The sequence below is a fragment of the Aeromonas sp. HMWF016 genome (assembly GCF_963878195.1).
Taxonomy (GTDB): Bacteria; Pseudomonadota; Gammaproteobacteria; order Enterobacterales; family Aeromonadaceae; genus Aeromonas; species Aeromonas lacus.
Genome location: NZ_CAWNWX010000065.1, coordinates 54055 through 70123, shown reverse-complemented (window position 1 = coordinate 70123; position 16069 = coordinate 54055). Strand labels below are relative to the sequence as shown.

Annotated in this window: 16 protein-coding genes; 8 read left to right on the top strand and 8 right to left on the bottom strand. The window is 61.1% G+C overall.

Going from position 1 to position 16069, the window contains the following annotated elements; all coding sequences use genetic code 11:
- Positions 1-54: 54 nt before the first annotated feature.
- The 4 genes from AACS24_RS09640 (at position 55) to add (ending at position 4343) form a co-directional block, all read left to right on the top strand.
- Entirely contained in the window at positions 55-636 is a 582-nt protein-coding gene (locus tag AACS24_RS09640; RefSeq protein WP_108573386.1) for a DUF4124 domain-containing protein, read from the top strand.
- A gap of 80 nt (positions 637-716) precedes the next feature.
- The gene (gene glnL, locus AACS24_RS09635; protein ID WP_108573384.1) at positions 717-1772 is read left to right on the top strand and encodes a nitrogen regulation protein NR(II); all 1056 of its coding nucleotides are present in this window, start codon (positions 717-719) and stop codon (positions 1770-1772) included.
- Between the two features lie 9 nt (positions 1773-1781).
- Entirely contained in the window at positions 1782-3200 is a 1419-nt protein-coding gene (glnG, locus tag AACS24_RS09630) for a nitrogen regulation protein NR(I) (protein WP_108573382.1), read from the top strand.
- Positions 3201-3341: 141 nt separating this feature from the next.
- Positions 3342-4343 carry an adenosine deaminase gene (gene add / locus AACS24_RS09625; RefSeq protein WP_108573428.1) on the top strand — a complete coding sequence of 334 codons (1002 nt, stop codon included), beginning with the start codon at positions 3342-3344 and terminating at the stop codon, positions 4341-4343.
- 149 nt (positions 4344-4492) lie between these two features.
- Here add and rmuC read toward each other — a convergent pair whose 3' ends face one another.
- Together rmuC and AACS24_RS09615 are read right to left on the bottom strand one after the other, a co-directional pair.
- On the bottom strand, positions 4493-5833 hold the full coding sequence (gene rmuC, locus AACS24_RS09620; protein WP_108573380.1) for a DNA recombination protein RmuC: 1341 nt from the start codon (positions 5831-5833) through the stop codon (positions 4493-4495).
- A complete protein-coding gene (locus AACS24_RS09615) occupies positions 5830-6045 on the bottom strand; it encodes a hypothetical protein (RefSeq protein ID WP_033114762.1) in 216 nt (71 codons plus the stop codon). The genes rmuC and AACS24_RS09615 overlap by 4 nt, the downstream gene beginning before the upstream one ends.
- 141 nt (positions 6046-6186) lie before the next feature.
- Between AACS24_RS09615 and AACS24_RS09610 the strand changes: the two genes are divergently transcribed.
- On the top strand, positions 6187-6708 hold the full coding sequence (locus AACS24_RS09610) for a ferredoxin-type protein NapF (RefSeq protein WP_033114761.1): 522 nt from the start codon (positions 6187-6189) through the stop codon (positions 6706-6708).
- Between the two features lie 53 nt (positions 6709-6761).
- Here the strand turns inward: AACS24_RS09610 and AACS24_RS09605 are convergent, their stop codons facing one another.
- From AACS24_RS09605 to AACS24_RS09580, 6 genes are all read right to left on the bottom strand, one after another.
- A complete protein-coding gene (locus tag AACS24_RS09605; RefSeq protein ID WP_033114760.1) occupies positions 6762-7214 on the bottom strand; it encodes an Rrf2 family transcriptional regulator in 453 nt (150 codons plus the stop codon).
- Between the two features lie 333 nt (positions 7215-7547).
- Positions 7548-8387: a PfkB family carbohydrate kinase gene (locus AACS24_RS09600; protein ID WP_108573378.1), complete on the bottom strand. Its 840-nt coding sequence runs from the start codon at positions 8385-8387 to the stop codon at positions 7548-7550.
- Between the two features lie 106 nt (positions 8388-8493).
- Entirely contained in the window at positions 8494-9465 is a 972-nt protein-coding gene (locus AACS24_RS09595; protein ID WP_033114758.1) for a LysR substrate-binding domain-containing protein, read from the bottom strand.
- A 155-nt stretch (positions 9466-9620) separates the two neighbouring features.
- The gene (locus tag AACS24_RS09590) at positions 9621-10349 is read right to left on the bottom strand and encodes a glutamine amidotransferase-related protein (protein WP_108573377.1); all 729 of its coding nucleotides are present in this window, start codon (positions 10347-10349) and stop codon (positions 9621-9623) included.
- Positions 10350-10432: 83 nt separating this feature from the next.
- Positions 10433-11929 (bottom strand): CoA-acylating methylmalonate-semialdehyde dehydrogenase, encoded by a 1497-nt coding sequence (locus AACS24_RS09585; protein WP_108573375.1) that lies wholly within the window; start codon positions 11927-11929, stop codon positions 10433-10435.
- Between the two features lie 91 nt (positions 11930-12020).
- Positions 12021-13352 (bottom strand): aspartate aminotransferase family protein, encoded by a 1332-nt coding sequence (locus AACS24_RS09580; RefSeq protein WP_108573373.1) that lies wholly within the window; start codon positions 13350-13352, stop codon positions 12021-12023.
- Positions 13353-13538: 186 nt separating this feature from the next.
- Between AACS24_RS09580 and AACS24_RS09575 the strand changes: the two genes are divergently transcribed.
- From AACS24_RS09575 to AACS24_RS09565, 3 genes are all read left to right on the top strand, one after another.
- On the top strand, positions 13539-14081 hold the full coding sequence (locus AACS24_RS09575; protein WP_041209486.1) for a cupin domain-containing protein: 543 nt from the start codon (positions 13539-13541) through the stop codon (positions 14079-14081).
- 124 nt (positions 14082-14205) lie between these two features.
- Positions 14206-15702 carry an aldehyde dehydrogenase gene (locus tag AACS24_RS09570; RefSeq protein ID WP_108573371.1) on the top strand — a complete coding sequence of 499 codons (1497 nt, stop codon included), beginning with the start codon at positions 14206-14208 and terminating at the stop codon, positions 15700-15702.
- Between the two features lie 125 nt (positions 15703-15827).
- The gene (locus AACS24_RS09565) at positions 15828-15998 is read left to right on the top strand and encodes a hypothetical protein (protein ID WP_005341999.1); all 171 of its coding nucleotides are present in this window, start codon (positions 15828-15830) and stop codon (positions 15996-15998) included.
- Positions 15999-16069: the final 71 nt, after the last annotated feature.

Genomic DNA, 16069 nt, shown 5'->3' with positions numbered 1-16069 from the left:
CTGGCGGGTTTTTTCTCTGATAGGATTAAGCAAGATACCGTCAAGGAGAGATGGATGAACAACAAGTATGGCATCGGGCTTGTCGCCCTTCTGTTGCTGACCTCGTTTGATACGCATGCCGCCAAGGTCTACTCCTGGGTCGATGGCAATGGCGTCACCCACTATACGGATGCACCACCTCCCGGCAAGAAGGTAAAGGAAGTCGATCTGCGCACGGCCCCCTTCTTAAGCGGTGCCCCCCGTTCGGTACAGGTGGAGAACTTCAACTCCCTGACCGGCGCCGATGCCAACAAGAAGAAAGAAGCGACCAAGCTGGTCATCGCCCTGCTTTCACCGGAACAGGGCAGCACCCTGCGCGACAACACCGGCAATATCGTCTTTCAGGGCCAGATCAGCCCCAAACCACCCACCCAGTATGATGTCCGGCTGACACTGGATGGCAAAGCGGCTCCCCTTGTCAGCAACAGCCTCTCGATCCGGATCGAAAACGTCGATCGCGGAGCCCACGAGGCCCAGCTCGAACTGCTCACCAAAGACGGTACGATCCTTGCTAAATCGACTCCAGTCACCTTTTACCTGCATAGAGCAAGCGTGGATCCAGCTCCCAAACCCACCCCCAAAGCCAACCAGGGGTGATATAGCGCACCGATGCGGGTAAACTCAATGCACCATATCGGTGCATTGCAGGTGCACAGCACCGTTTTAGGGAGAAACCTGTGCCAACCCGCTCGGACAACGCCAAAACACTCTTGGATAATTTGCTGACCGCCGTGATCCTGATGGATGAGCGGCTCTGCATCCAGTTCGTCAACCCGGCGGCTGAACAGCTGCTCTCCCTCAGTGAACGTAGGCTGATCGGCATCGAACTGCCCCATCTGCTGGAACATATCTCCCTCGACCTGCAGCGACTGAAACAGTGCCTCGTTTCAGGGCAGGGCTTTACCGATAGCGAAGTGACTCTGGTGGTAGAGGGAGAACCGCGGCTGGTAGAGCTGAGCGCCACCCCGATGGCCGACCACGAACAGCGCCTGCTGGTGGTGGAGCTGCGCAAGATCGACCAGCAGAAAAAGATCAGTCAGGAGCAGCAGCAGCATGCCCAGCAGCTGGCAGCCAAGGAGCTGGTACGTGGTCTCGCCCACGAAATCAAGAATCCCCTCGGCGGCCTGCGCGGTGCAGCCCAGCTGCTGCAAAAGGAGCTACCGGATCCGGCCCTGCGCGAATATACCGGCATCATCATCGAACAGGCCGACCGGCTGCGGGTACTCGTCGATCGGCTGCTCGGCCCCCAGCGCCCCGGCCGCCACCAGATGCACAATGTCCACTCTGTGCTGGAGCAGGTACGCCGACTGGTGGAGCTGGAGCTGCCCCCTTCGGTTCGCATCGAGCGGGATTACGACCCCAGCATACCCGAATTCGAGATGGAGCCGGATCAGCTGCAGCAGGCGTTTCTCAACATAGTGCGCAACGCCGCCGAAGCGCTGGGGGATCAGACCGGGCTTATCCGTATCAAGACTCGCACCGCGTTCCAGATCACCATCCACGGCCAGCGCTACCGGCTGGCGGCGGAGATCAAGATCATCGACAACGGCCCCGGCATTCCGGATGCCATCCGCGACACCCTGTTCTATCCCATGATCACCGGCAAAGAGGGCGGCACCGGGCTTGGCCTCTCCATCGCCCAGAACCTGATCGACCAGCACAAGGGGAAAATCGACTGCATCAGCTGGCCGGGCCACACCGAATTCACCATTTTTCTACCGCTTCGCAAGTAAGGGAACACCATGACAGCCAAAGTGTGGATCGTCGACGATGACAGCTCTATCCGCTGGGTGCTGGAGCGCACTCTCGGCAGCGAAGGGTTCAACTGCGAGAGCTTTGCCGATGGCGAAGCGCTGCTGCATGCCCTTGAGCTGCGCTCGCCCGATGTGATCCTCTCCGATATCCGGATGCCGGGTATCGACGGCCTGAGCCTGCTGGAGCAGATCCACCGCCGTCAGGCCGATCTGCCCATCATCATCATGACCGCCCACTCGGATCTCGACAGCGCGGTCAACGCCTACCAGCGCGGCGCCTTCGAGTACCTGCCCAAACCGTTCGACATCGACGAAGCGGTGACACTGGTGCGCCGCGCCGAGAATCACCTCAAGGAGCAGCGCACCAAGCGCAAGGCTCGCCAGCAGGAAACCACCTCCACTCCCGAGATCATCGGTGAGGCGCCGGCAATGCAGGAGGTGTTTCGCGCCATCGGCCGCCTGTCACGATCCAGCATCTCGGTGCTGATCAACGGCCAGAGCGGTACCGGCAAGGAGCTGGTTGCCCATGCCCTGCACAAGCACAGCCCACGCGCCCACAAGAACTTCATCGCCCTCAACATGGCGGCCATCCCGAAAGATCTCATCGAATCGGAGCTGTTCGGTCACGAGAAGGGAGCCTTTACCGGTGCCAACAACATCCGCCACGGCCGCTTCGAGCAAGCAGATGGCGGCACCCTGTTTCTCGACGAGATCGGCGACATGCCGCTGGATGTGCAAACCCGGCTGCTGCGGGTGCTGGCCGATGGCCAGTTCTACCGGGTCGGTGGCCACCAGCCGGTGCAGGTGGATGTGCGGATCATCGCCGCCACCCACCAGAATCTGGAGAAAAGAGTGGCCGATGGCGAGTTTCGCGAGGATCTGTTCCACCGCCTCAACGTCATCCGCATTCACATCCCCGCCCTCAAGGAGCGCCGTGAGGATATTCCCCAGCTGGCTCGTCACTTCCTGCTGCGCGCCGCCAAAGAGCTGAACGTGGAGGCCAAGAGCCTGCACCCGGATACCCAGGCCTATATCAGCCGCCTGCCCTGGCCGGGCAACGTGCGCCAGCTGGAGAACGTCTGCCGTTGGCTCACCGTGATGGCCTCCGGTCAGGAGGTGCTGGTGAGCGATCTTCCCCCCGAGCTGCTTACCCCCATCACCCACAACGCCGAGCCCGGCCAACCGGCGTTGCCCGGTTGCTGGCAGCAACAGTTGCAGGAGTGGGTGGCCAGCAAGCTGGCGCTGGGAGAGACCGACATCCTGGCCGATGCCATGCCCCAGTTCGAACGGATAATGCTGGAGACGGCGCTGGAGCACACCCATGGCCACAAGCAGGAGGCCGCCCGTCTGCTTGGCTGGGGTCGCAACACCCTCACCCGCAAGCTGAAGGAACTCGATCTCTCCTGAGTCCCGGGGAAAAACGATTCCCATCACGCCTTGGTAAATCACCGACCAATAAGACCCCGTTTGCCAGCAAACGGGGTATCTTTTTTGAAAGCCCCGCCTAGAATGGCAGGCTTTCAAACCCGACTCGAAGAAGGCGCCATCATGATTGACAGATCTCTCCCCCTGACCGACCTGCACCGCCATCTGGACGGCAACATCCGTCCGCAGACCATCCTCGAGCTGGGTCGCCAACACAATATTCAGCTGCCAGCCTTCGAGCTGGAGGCGCTGCGCCCTCACGTACAGATCGTCGAGAACGAGCCGAGCCTGGTCGCCTTCCTGAAGAAGCTGGACTGGGGTGTGGCCGTACTGGCCGACTATGACGCCTGCCGCCGGGTTGCCTACGAAAACGTGGAAGATCTGCTGCGCGCCGGTATCGACTATGCCGAGCTGCGCTTCAGCCCGGCCTACATGGCGATGGCCCACAAGCTGCACCCGCAGGGTGTGGTGGAAGCCATCATCGACGGCGTGGCCGCAGGCAGCCGTGACTTCGGCATCAAGGCCAATCTGATCGGCATCATGAGCCGTACCTTTGGCACCGAGCAGTGTAATCAGGAGCTGGCCGCCTGTCTGGCCCACCGTGACAAGCTGGTCGCCATCGATCTGGCCGGTGACGAGCTGGGCTTCCCGGGTGAACTCTTTGTCGACCACTTCCGCAAGGTGCGCGATGCAGGCATGCGCGTCACCGTGCACGCCGGTGAAGCCGCTGGCCCCGAGAGCATGTGGCAGGCCATTCGCGAACTGGGTGCCGAGCGTATCGGCCACGGTGTCAAAGCGATTCAGGATCCGGCCCTGATGGCCTATCTGGCCGAGCACCGCATCGGCATCGAATCCTGCCTCACCTCCAACGTCCAGACCACTACGGTGGCAAGCCTGACTGAGCACCCGATCCGCCAGTTCCTGGCTGCCGGCGTGCTGGCCTGCCTCAACACCGACGATCCGGCGGTAGAAGGGATCGACCTGCCCCACGAATATGAGGTGGCCGCCCCGGCCGCGGGTATGACCGTGAGCGAGATCCGCACCGCCCAGCAGAACGGCCTGACCCTGGCCTTCCTGAGCGATAGCGAGAAAGCAGAACTGAGCGCCCGCGCTGCCAGCCGCTGATTAACAGCGGTAGAATAAATAGCAACGGCCCACTGAAGTGGGCCGTTTGCTTTGCGGATTTCTAATGATGGGTAAGCGCTGGGCAGACGGTAGATTGTAAAAGGCCCAAACCGGGTTTGGGCCTTTTACTGATTACTGTACGGGGAAAACTACTCCCGCTCCTTGTCACGCTCCAGCGCCCGCTCAACCAGCGGCTCGGGCAGGCTCTTGGTTACCTCCACCCCCAACTCGCGGAAACGCTCGACCTGAGCGATCAGGTTGCCACGACCGTTGACCAGCCGTCCCATCGCCTTGTCGTAGCTCTCCTGCGCCTTGTGCAGGCTGCCGCCCATCTGCTGCATCTCCTCGACAAACAGCCGCAGCTTTTCGTAGAGGCGACCGGCCCGCTCGGCAATCTGGCGGGCATTCTGATTCTGCCGCTCGTAGCGCCACAGGTTTTCAATGGTTCGCAGCGCCACCATCAGGTTGGTAGGGCTCACCAGCAGGATGTTGTTGTCGAGACCGTAACGCACCAGCGAGGGATCGGCTTCCATCGCAGTGAGGAAGGCGGGCTCCACCGCCACAAACATCAGCACATAGTCGAGGGTGCGCACCCCGGGCAACTGCTGGTAATCCTTGCGACCCAGCTCGCGGATATGGTTGCGCACCGAGGCGACGTGCTCTTTCAGCGCCACAGCCTTCTCCAGCTCGTCATCGGCGTTGTACCAGCGCTCGTAGGCGGTCAGCGACACCTTGGCATCGATGATGATGTCTTTGTCTTGCGGCAGGTGGACGATGACGTCAGGTTGGTAACGCTTGCCCTTCTCCACCTCGATATTGACCTGGGTGTGGTACTCGTGACCCTCGCGCAGACCGCACTCGCTGAGGATCCGCGCCAGCACCACTTCCCCCCAGTTGCCCTGCTGCTTGCTGTCGCCCTTGAGGGCTCGGGTCAGTGCCGCGGCCTCTTCGGTCATGCGGGCATTGAGCTCGGCGAGGCGCTCCAGCTCGAACTTGAGGCTGTGGCGCTGGGCCGTCTCCTGCGCGTGGGTCTCCCCTACCTGACGGCGGAAACCCTCCAGCTGCTCCTTGAGCGGAGTGAGCAACAGATCGAGGCTGTTCTGGTTCAATTCACGGAAGTTGCCGGAGTTTTTCTCGAAGATCCGGTTGGCAAGGTTCTCGAACTGCTGGCTGAGGCGCTGCTCCGCCTCCTGTTGCAGTTGCAGCTTCTCGGCGGCGGCCAACCGCTCGCTGCGCAGGGTCGCTTCCGCATCCTTGAGGCGGGCGGTGAGCTTGATCAGCAGGGTCTGCTGCTGATCCAGCTTCTGCTGCCCCTGTTGTCGCTCATCCTGCAACTCGTCAAAACGCTCCTGCAGTGCCTGATAACGCTCCTGTGCCAGCAGCAGCGCCTGAGCCTGCGCCGTGCTGCTGCGCCGACCAATCAGCCAGCCTGTTCCGAGGGCCAGCAGGGCGGCTGGCAGCAGGATGACCCAGAGCCCGGGCTCGATCATTTACGGCTCCGCTGGCGCAGGAATAGTTCGAGATAGCGGTTGGCCAGCAGCCAGAGCAGCACGTAGATGAGGTAGGCGGCGAGCACCACCCATTTGTGGCTGTTGACCCCGGTATCGAGCTCGACGAACTCGATACCCTTGATGCGGCAGTAGCCCCACATCAGCAGGGGAAAGATATAGAGCAGGGAAGAACGCCAGAGAAATAACCACATATGTTTTCATTCAACCACGGAAAAGAGACCCGCCTAGCTTACACAAGGGCAACTGCGCTTGCGATCCTGACGGCCGCTATTCTCTGGCCTGCTTCCCGAAACTTCGATAAAATTAACCCCTAATAGGTATCAGGGGCGAGCATGACTCACTATTTCCTCCGTTGGCTGACACAAGGTTGGCAAGCTTCCCGCAAGCCCGCCGTGGTTTGCCATGAAGCGCGCCCGCCGTGGGCGATCGAGGAGTCCCAGTACCTCACCCTCTGCACCCGCTGTGGCGAGTGCTTCAAGGCCTGCCCGCGCGGCCTGCTCAAACCGGCCACCCAGGAGGAGTACGAGGGGAGCCCGATTGCCGGCACCCCGGTGCTCGATCTCGCCTGCGGCCAGTGCAGCTATTGCGGCAGCTGCGCCAGAGCCTGTCCGACCGGTGCGCTCGACTTGCAACTGGGCCGTCAGGTGCAGACCCGGGTACAGATTGAAGAGAGCTGTCAGGCCCGTCAGGGCTTCTACTGCCTGCTCTGTGAAGATGCCTGCCCCCAGCAGGCAATCAAGGCAACAGCCGATGGCATCAACGTCAATATGGATGCCTGCAATGGCTGCGGAGCCTGCGGCCTCGCCTGTCTGCACGGCGCCATCACCCTGATCCGCCAGCCGGGCAATCGCTGACAAACAAAAGGGGCCAGCTGGCCCCTTTCCTATCTGTTCTTGCTTCCTGCCCATCAGGCCATCGCCAGAATGGACTCCTGCTCGATGCCCAGCAGGTGACAGAGGCGGTTCGGATCGCGCACCGCATCGGCCAGGGTGTACTCGCCCAGCACTTCAAGGAAAGCGTTCATGGCGCGGCGCAGGATGCCCTGAATGCGGCAGCCGCCGGAGAGACGGCAGTTCTCGCGCTTGCAGTCGACCGGGCAGAGCACATGCTCCATATCCATCACCACATCGCGCAGGTTGATGGAGACCGCTGAACGACCGAGCCGGATACCACCATGCTTGCCACGCACCGTCTCGATATAACCCTTGATGCCGAGCTGGTGCACTATCTTGACCACGTGGTTGCGAGAGATGCCGAAGGTATCGGCCACTTCGGTAATGGTCGACAGGCGATCGCCCGGCTGCACCGCCAGAAAGGTCAGGGTACGCAGGGCATAGTCGGTAAATCGTGTCAGTTGCATGGTCGCACTTGCCTCTTACTACAAGCCAGGAATCAGGACGACAACATTGAGCTAAGAGGCAGGAGACAACCGGTTTGCCTCTGTTCGCCATTGGTTCGCCAGAAGGGGGGCCTGTCTCTTAATCTGAGTTGCGGAGTGACAAGGTTAAGAGCAGCACAACCGGGTGTCGATGAAGATGCACATAAATCGACACTTTCTTTGATTGATCGCAAACTTGCCGGGTTACCCCGGCGTTTACCTCCATTCTGGCGGCTAAATTTCCCGAAATTCCTCGCCGCCGCAGCAGACTGACAAGAGGGGAAATCGCGCTTCGCTCTGTGGATGAACGGAGCTTCAGTGAGGCTGTTTCAGCCAGTTTTTCAGCGCGACCGAGGGGATGGAGCTCTCGGAGGCGACGGCAAATGCGCCCCAGTCCACCGCACACTGCAACGCATCCTTGATCGCCATGCCCCGCGCCAGACCATGGATCAATCCACCCGAAAAAGCATCTCCCGCCCCCGTGGTATCGACCACCGAGACCGGCCGGGCGGCGACTCTAATCTGCTCCTCGCCGTGGATAGCCACCGCCCCCGCCTTGCCTTCGGTCAACACCAGCCATTCGAGCTGCTCCCCCGCCAGCTGGCGGGCATGTTGCCAGGGGTCGCTCACCTCACCGAGATCGGAACGGGAGGCCACCAGCACGTGGCAGGGACGGCGTGCCTGTCCCCCCTTGGGATACTGGGCCACCACAAAGCTCTTGCCGAGCATCTGGCGCATGTAGCTGATGATGGAGGTACCGGGATAGTTCACGTAGAGGCAGTCGATCCCCTCCAGCGGCAGATCACCGGGCAGATCGGGACGACGGGGCCGACGCAGAATGGTGCGCTCACCGGTAGAGTCCACCAGAATCAGCAGCTCGCCGGTCTCACCGCCAAAGCGCTCCACATGGCTGCAATCCAGCCCGTAACCGGCCGCCTGCTCCAGCAGCCAGTCGCCGGTCTCGTCCAGCCCGATGCGGGAGGCGATGGTCACCTCGTGACCTGCCCACACCAGCCCGATGCCGGTATTGGCGGCGCCGCCGCCCAGCCTGCGCCCCTGATCCACATATTGCAGCCGAGCCCCCGCCACCAGCGGTTCGGAGAGGGAGAGCACATGATCACAGTTGAGATTGGCAAGCAGCAGAATGCGGGACATAGAGACCTCGGACGATGGAGATAGCCCAAAAGAGACAGGCTGAACCCCGAGTAGAGCCCAGCCTGACAGAAGAGACAACCGGCAGCGATCGGGAATCCGATCGGGATCAATAGATGGGCAGCTCCACCCCGGCTAGCAGCTCGTCGATGCGCGCCTGGGTCGGCTGCTGCATCACGCTCTGGATCACCTCCTTGGTGAGGTGGGGCGAGAAGGAGCTGATGAAGTCATACATGTAGTTCTGCAGCAGAATACTCTTGCTGAAGCAGATCTGGGCCGGGCAGGGCTTGAACAGGTGCTCCAGATTGATGGAGACCAGCCCGGGGCTGTCGGTGTCGTTGGCCACCAGCGAGGAGATGATGCCTATGCCAAAGCCCAGCTCCACATAGCGCTTGATCACTCCGGCATCCATTACCGTCATGTAGTAGCTCGGGGTCAGCCCCGCCGCCTGAAACACCTCGTCTTGCACCTGACGACCGGTGGCACCGCTCTCGTAACTGAGAATGGGGTAGTGGCAGAGCTGCTCCAGCGTCGGCTTCTTCACCTTGGCCAGCGGGTGATCCTGCGGCACCACCAGCGAGAGGGTCCAGAGGTAAGCGGGCAGCGCGATCAGCTCCTTGTCGAAGCCAATTTCGTGGGCAACGATGGAGAAATCGGAGTAACCCTTGCTGATCTGCTCCTTGCTCGCCGACATCACCGGATGGAGGTGGAACGAGATCTTGGGGTACTTCTTGGTGAAGTAGGTAACCGATTTGGGTAGCAGGTAGCGGGCGATAGTATGGGTAGTGTGGATGTTGAGAGTGCCCACGGTCGGATCCAGATACTCGCGGGAGATCGCCTTGATCTTGCTCTCGATGTTGAGCATCGCCTCGGCACACTTGATGATCTCCTCGCCCACCGGGGTGATGCGGTGCAGATGCTTGCCACGGCGCTCGAAGATCCGCACTCCCAGCTCGCTCTCCAGCAGGCCGATCTGCTTGCTGACCCCGGGCTGGCTGGTATAGAGCGCATCGGATGCCACCGAGACGTTGAGGTTGTGGTCCCGGATCGCGATCAAGTACTTCAATTGCTGTAGTTTCAAGGCTTCACCCTCTCAAGCTGGTGCGGCGATCACGCCAGACAAACAGGCCGCCACAAAGGGCGGCCAGTGTATCATCCGATCCCGACATCGCAGCGCTTGATCCTTCATTTTGCTACAAAATCTAGCACCCGAAGGGGGTCGCTGACAAACCGGGCTCAGGCCGCGCCGGCTTGCAGCGGCAGGATCCCCAAAAACTGCAGCAACCACTGCATCATGGTGGTCGAATCCACCTCCCCCTCCAGCGAGGAGAGGCTGTTCTGGTAACGCTCGTCTGGCAGCAAGCCACGGCGCCGTTCGATCAGCGCCCGGTTGTACTCCACCGAGAACTCGGGGTGCCCCTGAATGGCCACTATGTTGTCCCCCTGCAAGAACATGAAGTTGGGACAAAAATCGTTGCCTGCCAGCCGGGTTGCCCCGGGGGGCAGCAGCGCCACCTGATCCTGATGGCTCGCCAGAATGCGGATATGATCCCGCGCCGGCGCCATCCAGGGGGCATCTTCCAGCATGGGGTGAACCGATACCCCCAGCCCCCATCCCTTGGTGGATTTCACCACTTCGCCCCCCAGCGCCTGGGCGATCACCTGATGGCCGAAACAGATCCCGGCCAGCTTGACGTCGGCATCGTGGGCACGACGGATCCAGCCGCGCAGTGTCTGGATCCAGGGGATATCGCTATAAGCATCGTGGCGCGAACCTGTGATAAGCCAGGCATCACACTCGTGCAGATCCTCCGGCAACTCGCCATCGATGGCTGACCAGACCCGAAACTCCAGCTCGGGTGCCAGCGGCTGAAATCCCCTGATAAACATCTCTGAGTAGACGGGGCCAAAACGATCCGCCAGATCGGGATCCAGCCGGTCACAATCGAGAATTCCCAATCGCATCTGTTGCTCCTTTACAGAAGTGCCCCCGCAGACCAGCGATCTGCGGGGGCAAGAGAATCAAGTCATGGTAGTGAGCCTTGGGCTCACTTCATGGTTGGCATGGAGAACTCGGCTCCGCTGCGCAGGCTCTGGGGCCAGCGCGCCGTCACCGTCTTCATCCGGGTATAGAAGCGTACCCCATCCGGCCCGTGCATGTTGAGCGGCCCGAAAATGGAGCGCTTCCAGCCGCCAAAGCTGTGAAACGCCATCGGCACCGGAATGGGGACGTTCACCCCTACCATACCGACCTGCACCCGCGCCGTGAAGTCCCGCGCGGTGTCGCCGTCACAGGTAAAGATGGCGGTACCGTTGCCGTACTCGTGCTCGTTGATGAGGCGCAGCGCCGTCTCGTAGTCCGGCACCCGCACGACGGAGAGCACAGGGCCGAAGATCTCCTCGCGGTAGATGCGCATCTCGGGGGTCACCTCGTCAAACAGGCAGCCACCGATGAAGTAACCCTCGTCGTGGCTCTGCGTGCGACCATCGACCCGCAGCGCGGCCCCTTCGGCCACCCCCTGATCAACGTAGCCGCGCACCTTGGCCAGATGCTCCTTGCTGATGAGCGGCCCCATTTCGTTCTCCGGGCTCTGGCCCAACCCCGGGCCCACCCGCAGTTTTTCCACCAGCGGCGTCAGTTTGGCCACCAGCGCATCGGCGGTTTCGTCACCCACCACCACGGCCACCGAAATGGCCATGCAGCGCTCACCCGCCGCCCCATAAGCAGCCCCCATCAGGGCGGAGACCGCCTGATCGAGATCCGCATCCGGCATCACCACCATGTGGTTCTTGGCGCCGCCCAACGCCTGCACGCGTTTGCCGTGGGCTGAGGCGGTGGCATAGATGTACTGGGCGATGGGGGTGGAGCCGACAAACGACACGGCACCCACTCGCGGATCGGTCAGCAGCACATCCACCACCTCCTTGTCACCGTTCACCACGTTGAGCACGCCATCCGGCAGACCGGCCTCCTTGAGTAGCTCGGCCATTCGCAGCGAGAGGGAGGGATCCTTCTCGGAGGGCTTGAGAATGAAGGTGTTGCCGCAGGCGATGGCGACCGGGAACATCCAGAGCGGCACCATGGCCGGGAAGTTGAACGGGGTGATACCGGCGCAGACCCCCACCGGCTGCATCATGGAGTAGCTGTCTACCCCGCGACCGACGTTGAGGGAGTGTTCCCCCTTGAGCAGATGAGGAATGCCGCAGGCAAACTCCACCACCTCCAGCCCGCGGGTCAACTCACCCTGCGCATCGGAGAAGACCTTGCCATGCTCGCGGCTGATGAGCTGGGCCAGCTCGTCCCTGTGCAGCTCCATCAACTCCTTGAAGCGGAAAAAGACCCGGGCACGCACCAGCGGCGGGGTTTGCGACCACTCGGCAAAGGCGCGCTCGGCGATGGCGATCGCTTCCTGGCACTCGGCGGCGCTGGACAGCCCCACGCTCCCCTGCTGCTTGCCACTGGCGGGATTGAAGATGGCCCCCTGGCGCTCGCTGCGACTCTCCTGCGGCTGGCCGTTGATGAAGTTGCTGACCCTGTATGTCATGTATCCTCCGTGATGACTGATGTCGTGGTGGCGCTGCGCTCGTCAAAACGAGGCAACGCAAGGCCCCGCCAGCGCGGGGCCACCAAATGGGTTAGGGTTGTGCCTGCAGGGCATCCTGCAGCAGGGTGAAGAGATCGTCGATCTGGCTGCGCTCGATGATGAGGGGCGGCGACAGGGCGATGATGTCGCCGGTCACCCGGATAAGCAGACCCTTCTCGAAGCAGCGCACGAACACCTCGTAGGCGCGCTTGCCCGGCGCATCCGGCATGGATTCCAGCTCGATGCCCGCCACCAGCCCGTAATTGCGCACATCCTTCACATGCTTGCAGCCCTTCAGCGAATGGGCTGCCTCCTCCCAGTAGCCCGCCAGATCGGCGGCGCGGCTGAGCAGGTTCTCGTTGCGATAGATCTCGAGGGTCGCGAGCCCTGCGGCCGCAGCCACCGGATGGCCGGAGTAGGTGTAGCCGTGGAACAGCTCGATGGCTCCCTTAGCTGCCGCCATCATGTCGTCATAAATGTGCTTCTGCACCAGCACCGCCCCCATCGGGATAGCGCCGTTGGTCAGCCCCTTGGCACAGGTGATCATGTCGGGGATGACATCGAACTCCTGCGCGGCGAAGGGGGAACCGAGACGACCGAAACCGGTGATCACCTCGTCAAAAATCAGCAGGATGCCGTATTTGGTGCAGATCTCCCGCAACCGCTTGAGGTAGCCTTTGGGCGGCATCAGCACGCCGGTACTGCCGGCGATAGGCTCGACGATCACCGCCGCGATATTGCTGGCATCGTGCAGGAAGACGATCTTCTCCAGCTCGTCGGCCAGCGCCACATCCTCCTCGGGCAGTCCTTTGGTGAAGGCATTCTTGGCGATGTTGAGGGTATGGGGCAGATGATCCACCCCGGTCAGCAGGGAGCCGAACCACTTGCGGTTGCCGGGAATCCCCCCCACCGAGATGCCGCCAAAACCGACGCCATGGTAGCCACGCTCGCGGCCAATCAACCGGGTGCGAGTGCCCTGACCACGCGCTCGCTGCCAGGCCAGCGCAATCTTCAGCGCGGTATCCACCGATTCGGAGCCGGAGTTGGTATAGAAGACGTGACCGAACCCCTTGGGGGCAATCTCCACCAGCTTGTTGGCCAGTTCGAACGGCAGCGGGTGGCCCATCTGGAAAGTGGGGGCGAAATCGAGGTGGGAAATCTGCTGGGAGACCGCCTCGGCAATCTCGCGCCGACCATGGCCCGCGTTGCAACACCAGAGTCCGGCTGTGCCATCCAGTATCTTGCGGCCATCCTCTGAGTGATAATACATCCCCTCCGCCGACTTCAGGATGCGCGGCGCCGCCTTGAACTGCTGGTTGGCGGTGAACGGCATCCAGAAGGCGGACATGTCGGAGGGGGTATTGATGTCGCTGATCGGTTTCATGGTCACCTCATCCTTAAGGTGTTTAGCAACTATCGGCCATTGCCTATTAAATTAAACACCTGAATCCTTAAAAAAGGGCTCATTATGGCCCTGTCTGATCTCACCCCAGCTAGCTGTGCTGAACGGGGTGGTATAAGATATTTAACACAAATTTAATAATAGTAAACAGTCAAGGAGTGTCTATCGATGGATATCGGCCACCGCCTCAAGGCGGTTCGCACCAAAGCCGGCCTCTCCCAGCGCGAGCTGGCCAAACGCTCCGGCGTGACCAACGGATTCATCTCCCAGATCGAGAAAAATCAGGTGAGCCCGTCGGTTGCCTCCCTGCGCAAGGTGCTGGAAGGGATCCCCATGTCACTGGCCAGCTTCTTTACCGACGAGACCGAAATGGACTCCGAAGTGGTCTTTCGCGCCGCCGATATGCCGGATCTCGGCACCCATCCCATCAGTTACCGACTGGTGGGCCACAGCCGTGCCAACCGCGCCATCGGCATGATGCAGGAGATCCTGCCCGCCGGAGCCGACACCGGTGACGACATGCTGAGCCACGAGGGTGAAGAGTGCGGCATCGTCATCAAGGGCGAGGTTGAAGTGACCGTAGGCGAGCAGATCTACCTGCTGACGCCGGGCGATGGCTACTACTTCGACAGCCGTACCCCCCACCGTTTTCGCAATGTGGGCGAGCAGGAGTGCGTGCTGATTTCGGCCAACACCCCCGCCAGTTTCTAACTAACAGACATCGGTTAAAAACGGCTCAATGTTTAATGAATTGTTACAAAATGGATTTACAAGCGGCAAGATGTTTAGCATATTGATACGCGGATAGTGACTTTTGCCGGTTCAAGGAGTGAACATGAGTGACCTGACCCTGGCCCAGTGGCAACACAAGGCCTCCCACCTGACCCTGCCCTCGCAAGCCTTTATCGACGGCAGCTATCGGGATGCCATCAATGGCGCCACCTTCGACTGCATCAACCCGGCCAACGGCAAGCTGCTGACCAAAGTGGCCGCCTGCGACGCCGCCGATGCCGAGTTGGCGGTACAGGCCGCTCGTGCCGCATTCGATGACAAGCGCTGGAACGGCCTGCCACCGAAACAGCGCAAGCAGATCCTGCAGCGCTTCGCCGAACTGATGCGTCTCAACAAGCTGGAGCTGGCGCTGCTGGAGTCGCTCGACATGGGCAAACCCATCGGCGATGCCATGGGCTATGACGCCCCTGCCGCTGCCAACTGCATCGCCTGGAACGCCGAAGCCATCGACAAGATCTACGATCAGGTCGCGCCGGTCGAGGAGTCGGCACTGGCGCTGGTGACCCGCGAACCACTCGGGGTGGTCGCCGCCATCGTGCCGTGGAACTTCCCGCTGGTGATGGCCTGCTGGAAGCTGGGCCCGGCGCTCGCCACCGGCAACTCGGTGATCCTCAAGCCTTCTGAAAAGTCCCCCCTGACCGCCCTGCGTATCGCGGGACTGGCCAAGGAAGCGGGCATTCCGGACGGTGTGTTCAACGTGCTGCCCGGCTTCGGTCACACCGTGGGCGAGGCGCTGGCCATGCACATGGATGTGGATTGCATCACCTTCACCGGCTCCACCAAAATCGGCAAGCATCTGGTGGAGTGCTCTGGCAAGTCCAACCTCAAGCGCGCCTTTATGGAGTGCGGCGGCAAGAGCCCCAACATCATTCTGGCTGACGTGCCCGATCTGGACGCTGCCGCCAGAAGCGCCGCAGGTGCCATCTTCTACAACCAGGGCGAGGTGTGTACCGCCGCCTCCCGGCTGCTGGTGCAAAACAGCATCAAGCCGCAATTTATGGAGCGACTGCTGGCCCATGCCCGCGAGTGGATCTCGGCCAACCCGCTCGACCCCGCTACCCGCATCGGCGCCATGGTGGATCACATCCAGATGGAGCAGGTGCTGCGCTATATCGAAATTGGCAAACAGGAGGGGGCCAAGCTGCTGCTGGGGGGCAACCGCACCAACACAGTGAGCGGCGGCTTCTATATCGAACCCACTATTTTCGATGAAGTCACTCCGCAGATGCGTATCTTCCGCGAGGAGATCTTCGGCCCGGTGCTGGCTGTGACCGGCTTCGATACGCTGGAGGAGGCTATCGCGCTCGGCAACGATACTGACTACGGCCTGGCTGCTGCGATCTGGACGGCGGATCTCAACAAGGCGATCAAGGGCTCACGCGCCCTGCGCGCCGGTACCGTGTTCGTCAACAACTGGGACGGTGGCGACATGACCATGCCGTTTGGCGGCTTCAAACAGTCCGGCAATGGTCGCGACAAGTCGCTGCACGCGCTGGAGAAATATACCGAGCTGAAAAGTACCTGGATCCAGCTCGAATAAGGGGATAAATAGCCATCATCATCAGCAAGGGGGGAGAAATCCCCCCTTTTGCATTTCGGTCTTCCATCAGGCGGCACAATCGATATAATCATCAAATAAGCAAGCCATTAAATATAAAGACAAAAATGCTATTTTTTCTGGGAAGTGTCCTGTTTCTGGTGATCGGTTTGCCCCTGCTGTTCTTCGTGCTGGGGCACGGCGAGGCCTACGTGACCTGGGGCCCCTGGATCTCCGCTATCGCCCTGATGCTGTGGCTGTTGATGGATGTGGACAAGATCCGCCGCGGTAAAGGCTGATCCCCCTCCCCCCCCAGACTTCGCTTTATTCGCTTCTTTCCCCGCACAAGGATCGCTACACTGATTTTTTG

Bases quoted from the DNA above. Each gene is read 5' to 3' on its own strand.
- AACS24_RS09640 (WP_108573386.1), top strand. From the start codon at position 55: ATGAACAACAAGTATGGCATCGGGCTTGTCGCCCTTCTGTTGCTGACC.
- glnG (WP_108573382.1), top strand. From the start codon at position 1,782: ATGACAGCCAAAGTGTGGATCGTCGACGATGACAGCTCTATCCGCTGG.
- add (WP_108573428.1), top strand. From the start codon at position 3,342: ATGATTGACAGATCTCTCCCCCTGACCGACCTGCACCGCCATCTGGAC.
- rmuC (WP_108573380.1), bottom strand. From the start codon at position 5,833: ATGATCGAGCCCGGGCTCTGGGTCATCCTGCTGCCAGCCGCCCTGCTG.
- AACS24_RS09615 (WP_033114762.1), bottom strand. From the start codon at position 6,045: ATGTGGTTATTTCTCTGGCGTTCTTCCCTGCTCTATATCTTTCCCCTG.
- AACS24_RS09610 (WP_033114761.1), top strand. From the start codon at position 6,187: ATGACTCACTATTTCCTCCGTTGGCTGACACAAGGTTGGCAAGCTTCC.
- AACS24_RS09605 (WP_033114760.1), bottom strand. From the start codon at position 7,214: ATGCAACTGACACGATTTACCGACTATGCCCTGCGTACCCTGACCTTT.
- AACS24_RS09600 (WP_108573378.1), bottom strand. From the start codon at position 8,387: ATGTCCCGCATTCTGCTGCTTGCCAATCTCAACTGTGATCATGTGCTC.
- AACS24_RS09590 (WP_108573377.1), bottom strand. From the start codon at position 10,349: ATGCGATTGGGAATTCTCGATTGTGACCGGCTGGATCCCGATCTGGCG.
- AACS24_RS09585 (WP_108573375.1), bottom strand. From the start codon at position 11,929: ATGACATACAGGGTCAGCAACTTCATCAACGGCCAGCCGCAGGAGAGT.
- AACS24_RS09580 (WP_108573373.1), bottom strand. From the start codon at position 13,352: ATGAAACCGATCAGCGACATCAATACCCCCTCCGACATGTCCGCCTTC.
- AACS24_RS09575 (WP_041209486.1), top strand. From the start codon at position 13,539: ATGGATATCGGCCACCGCCTCAAGGCGGTTCGCACCAAAGCCGGCCTC.
- AACS24_RS09570 (WP_108573371.1), top strand. From the start codon at position 14,206: ATGAGTGACCTGACCCTGGCCCAGTGGCAACACAAGGCCTCCCACCTG.
- AACS24_RS09565 (WP_005341999.1), top strand. From the start codon at position 15,828: ATGCTATTTTTTCTGGGAAGTGTCCTGTTTCTGGTGATCGGTTTGCCC.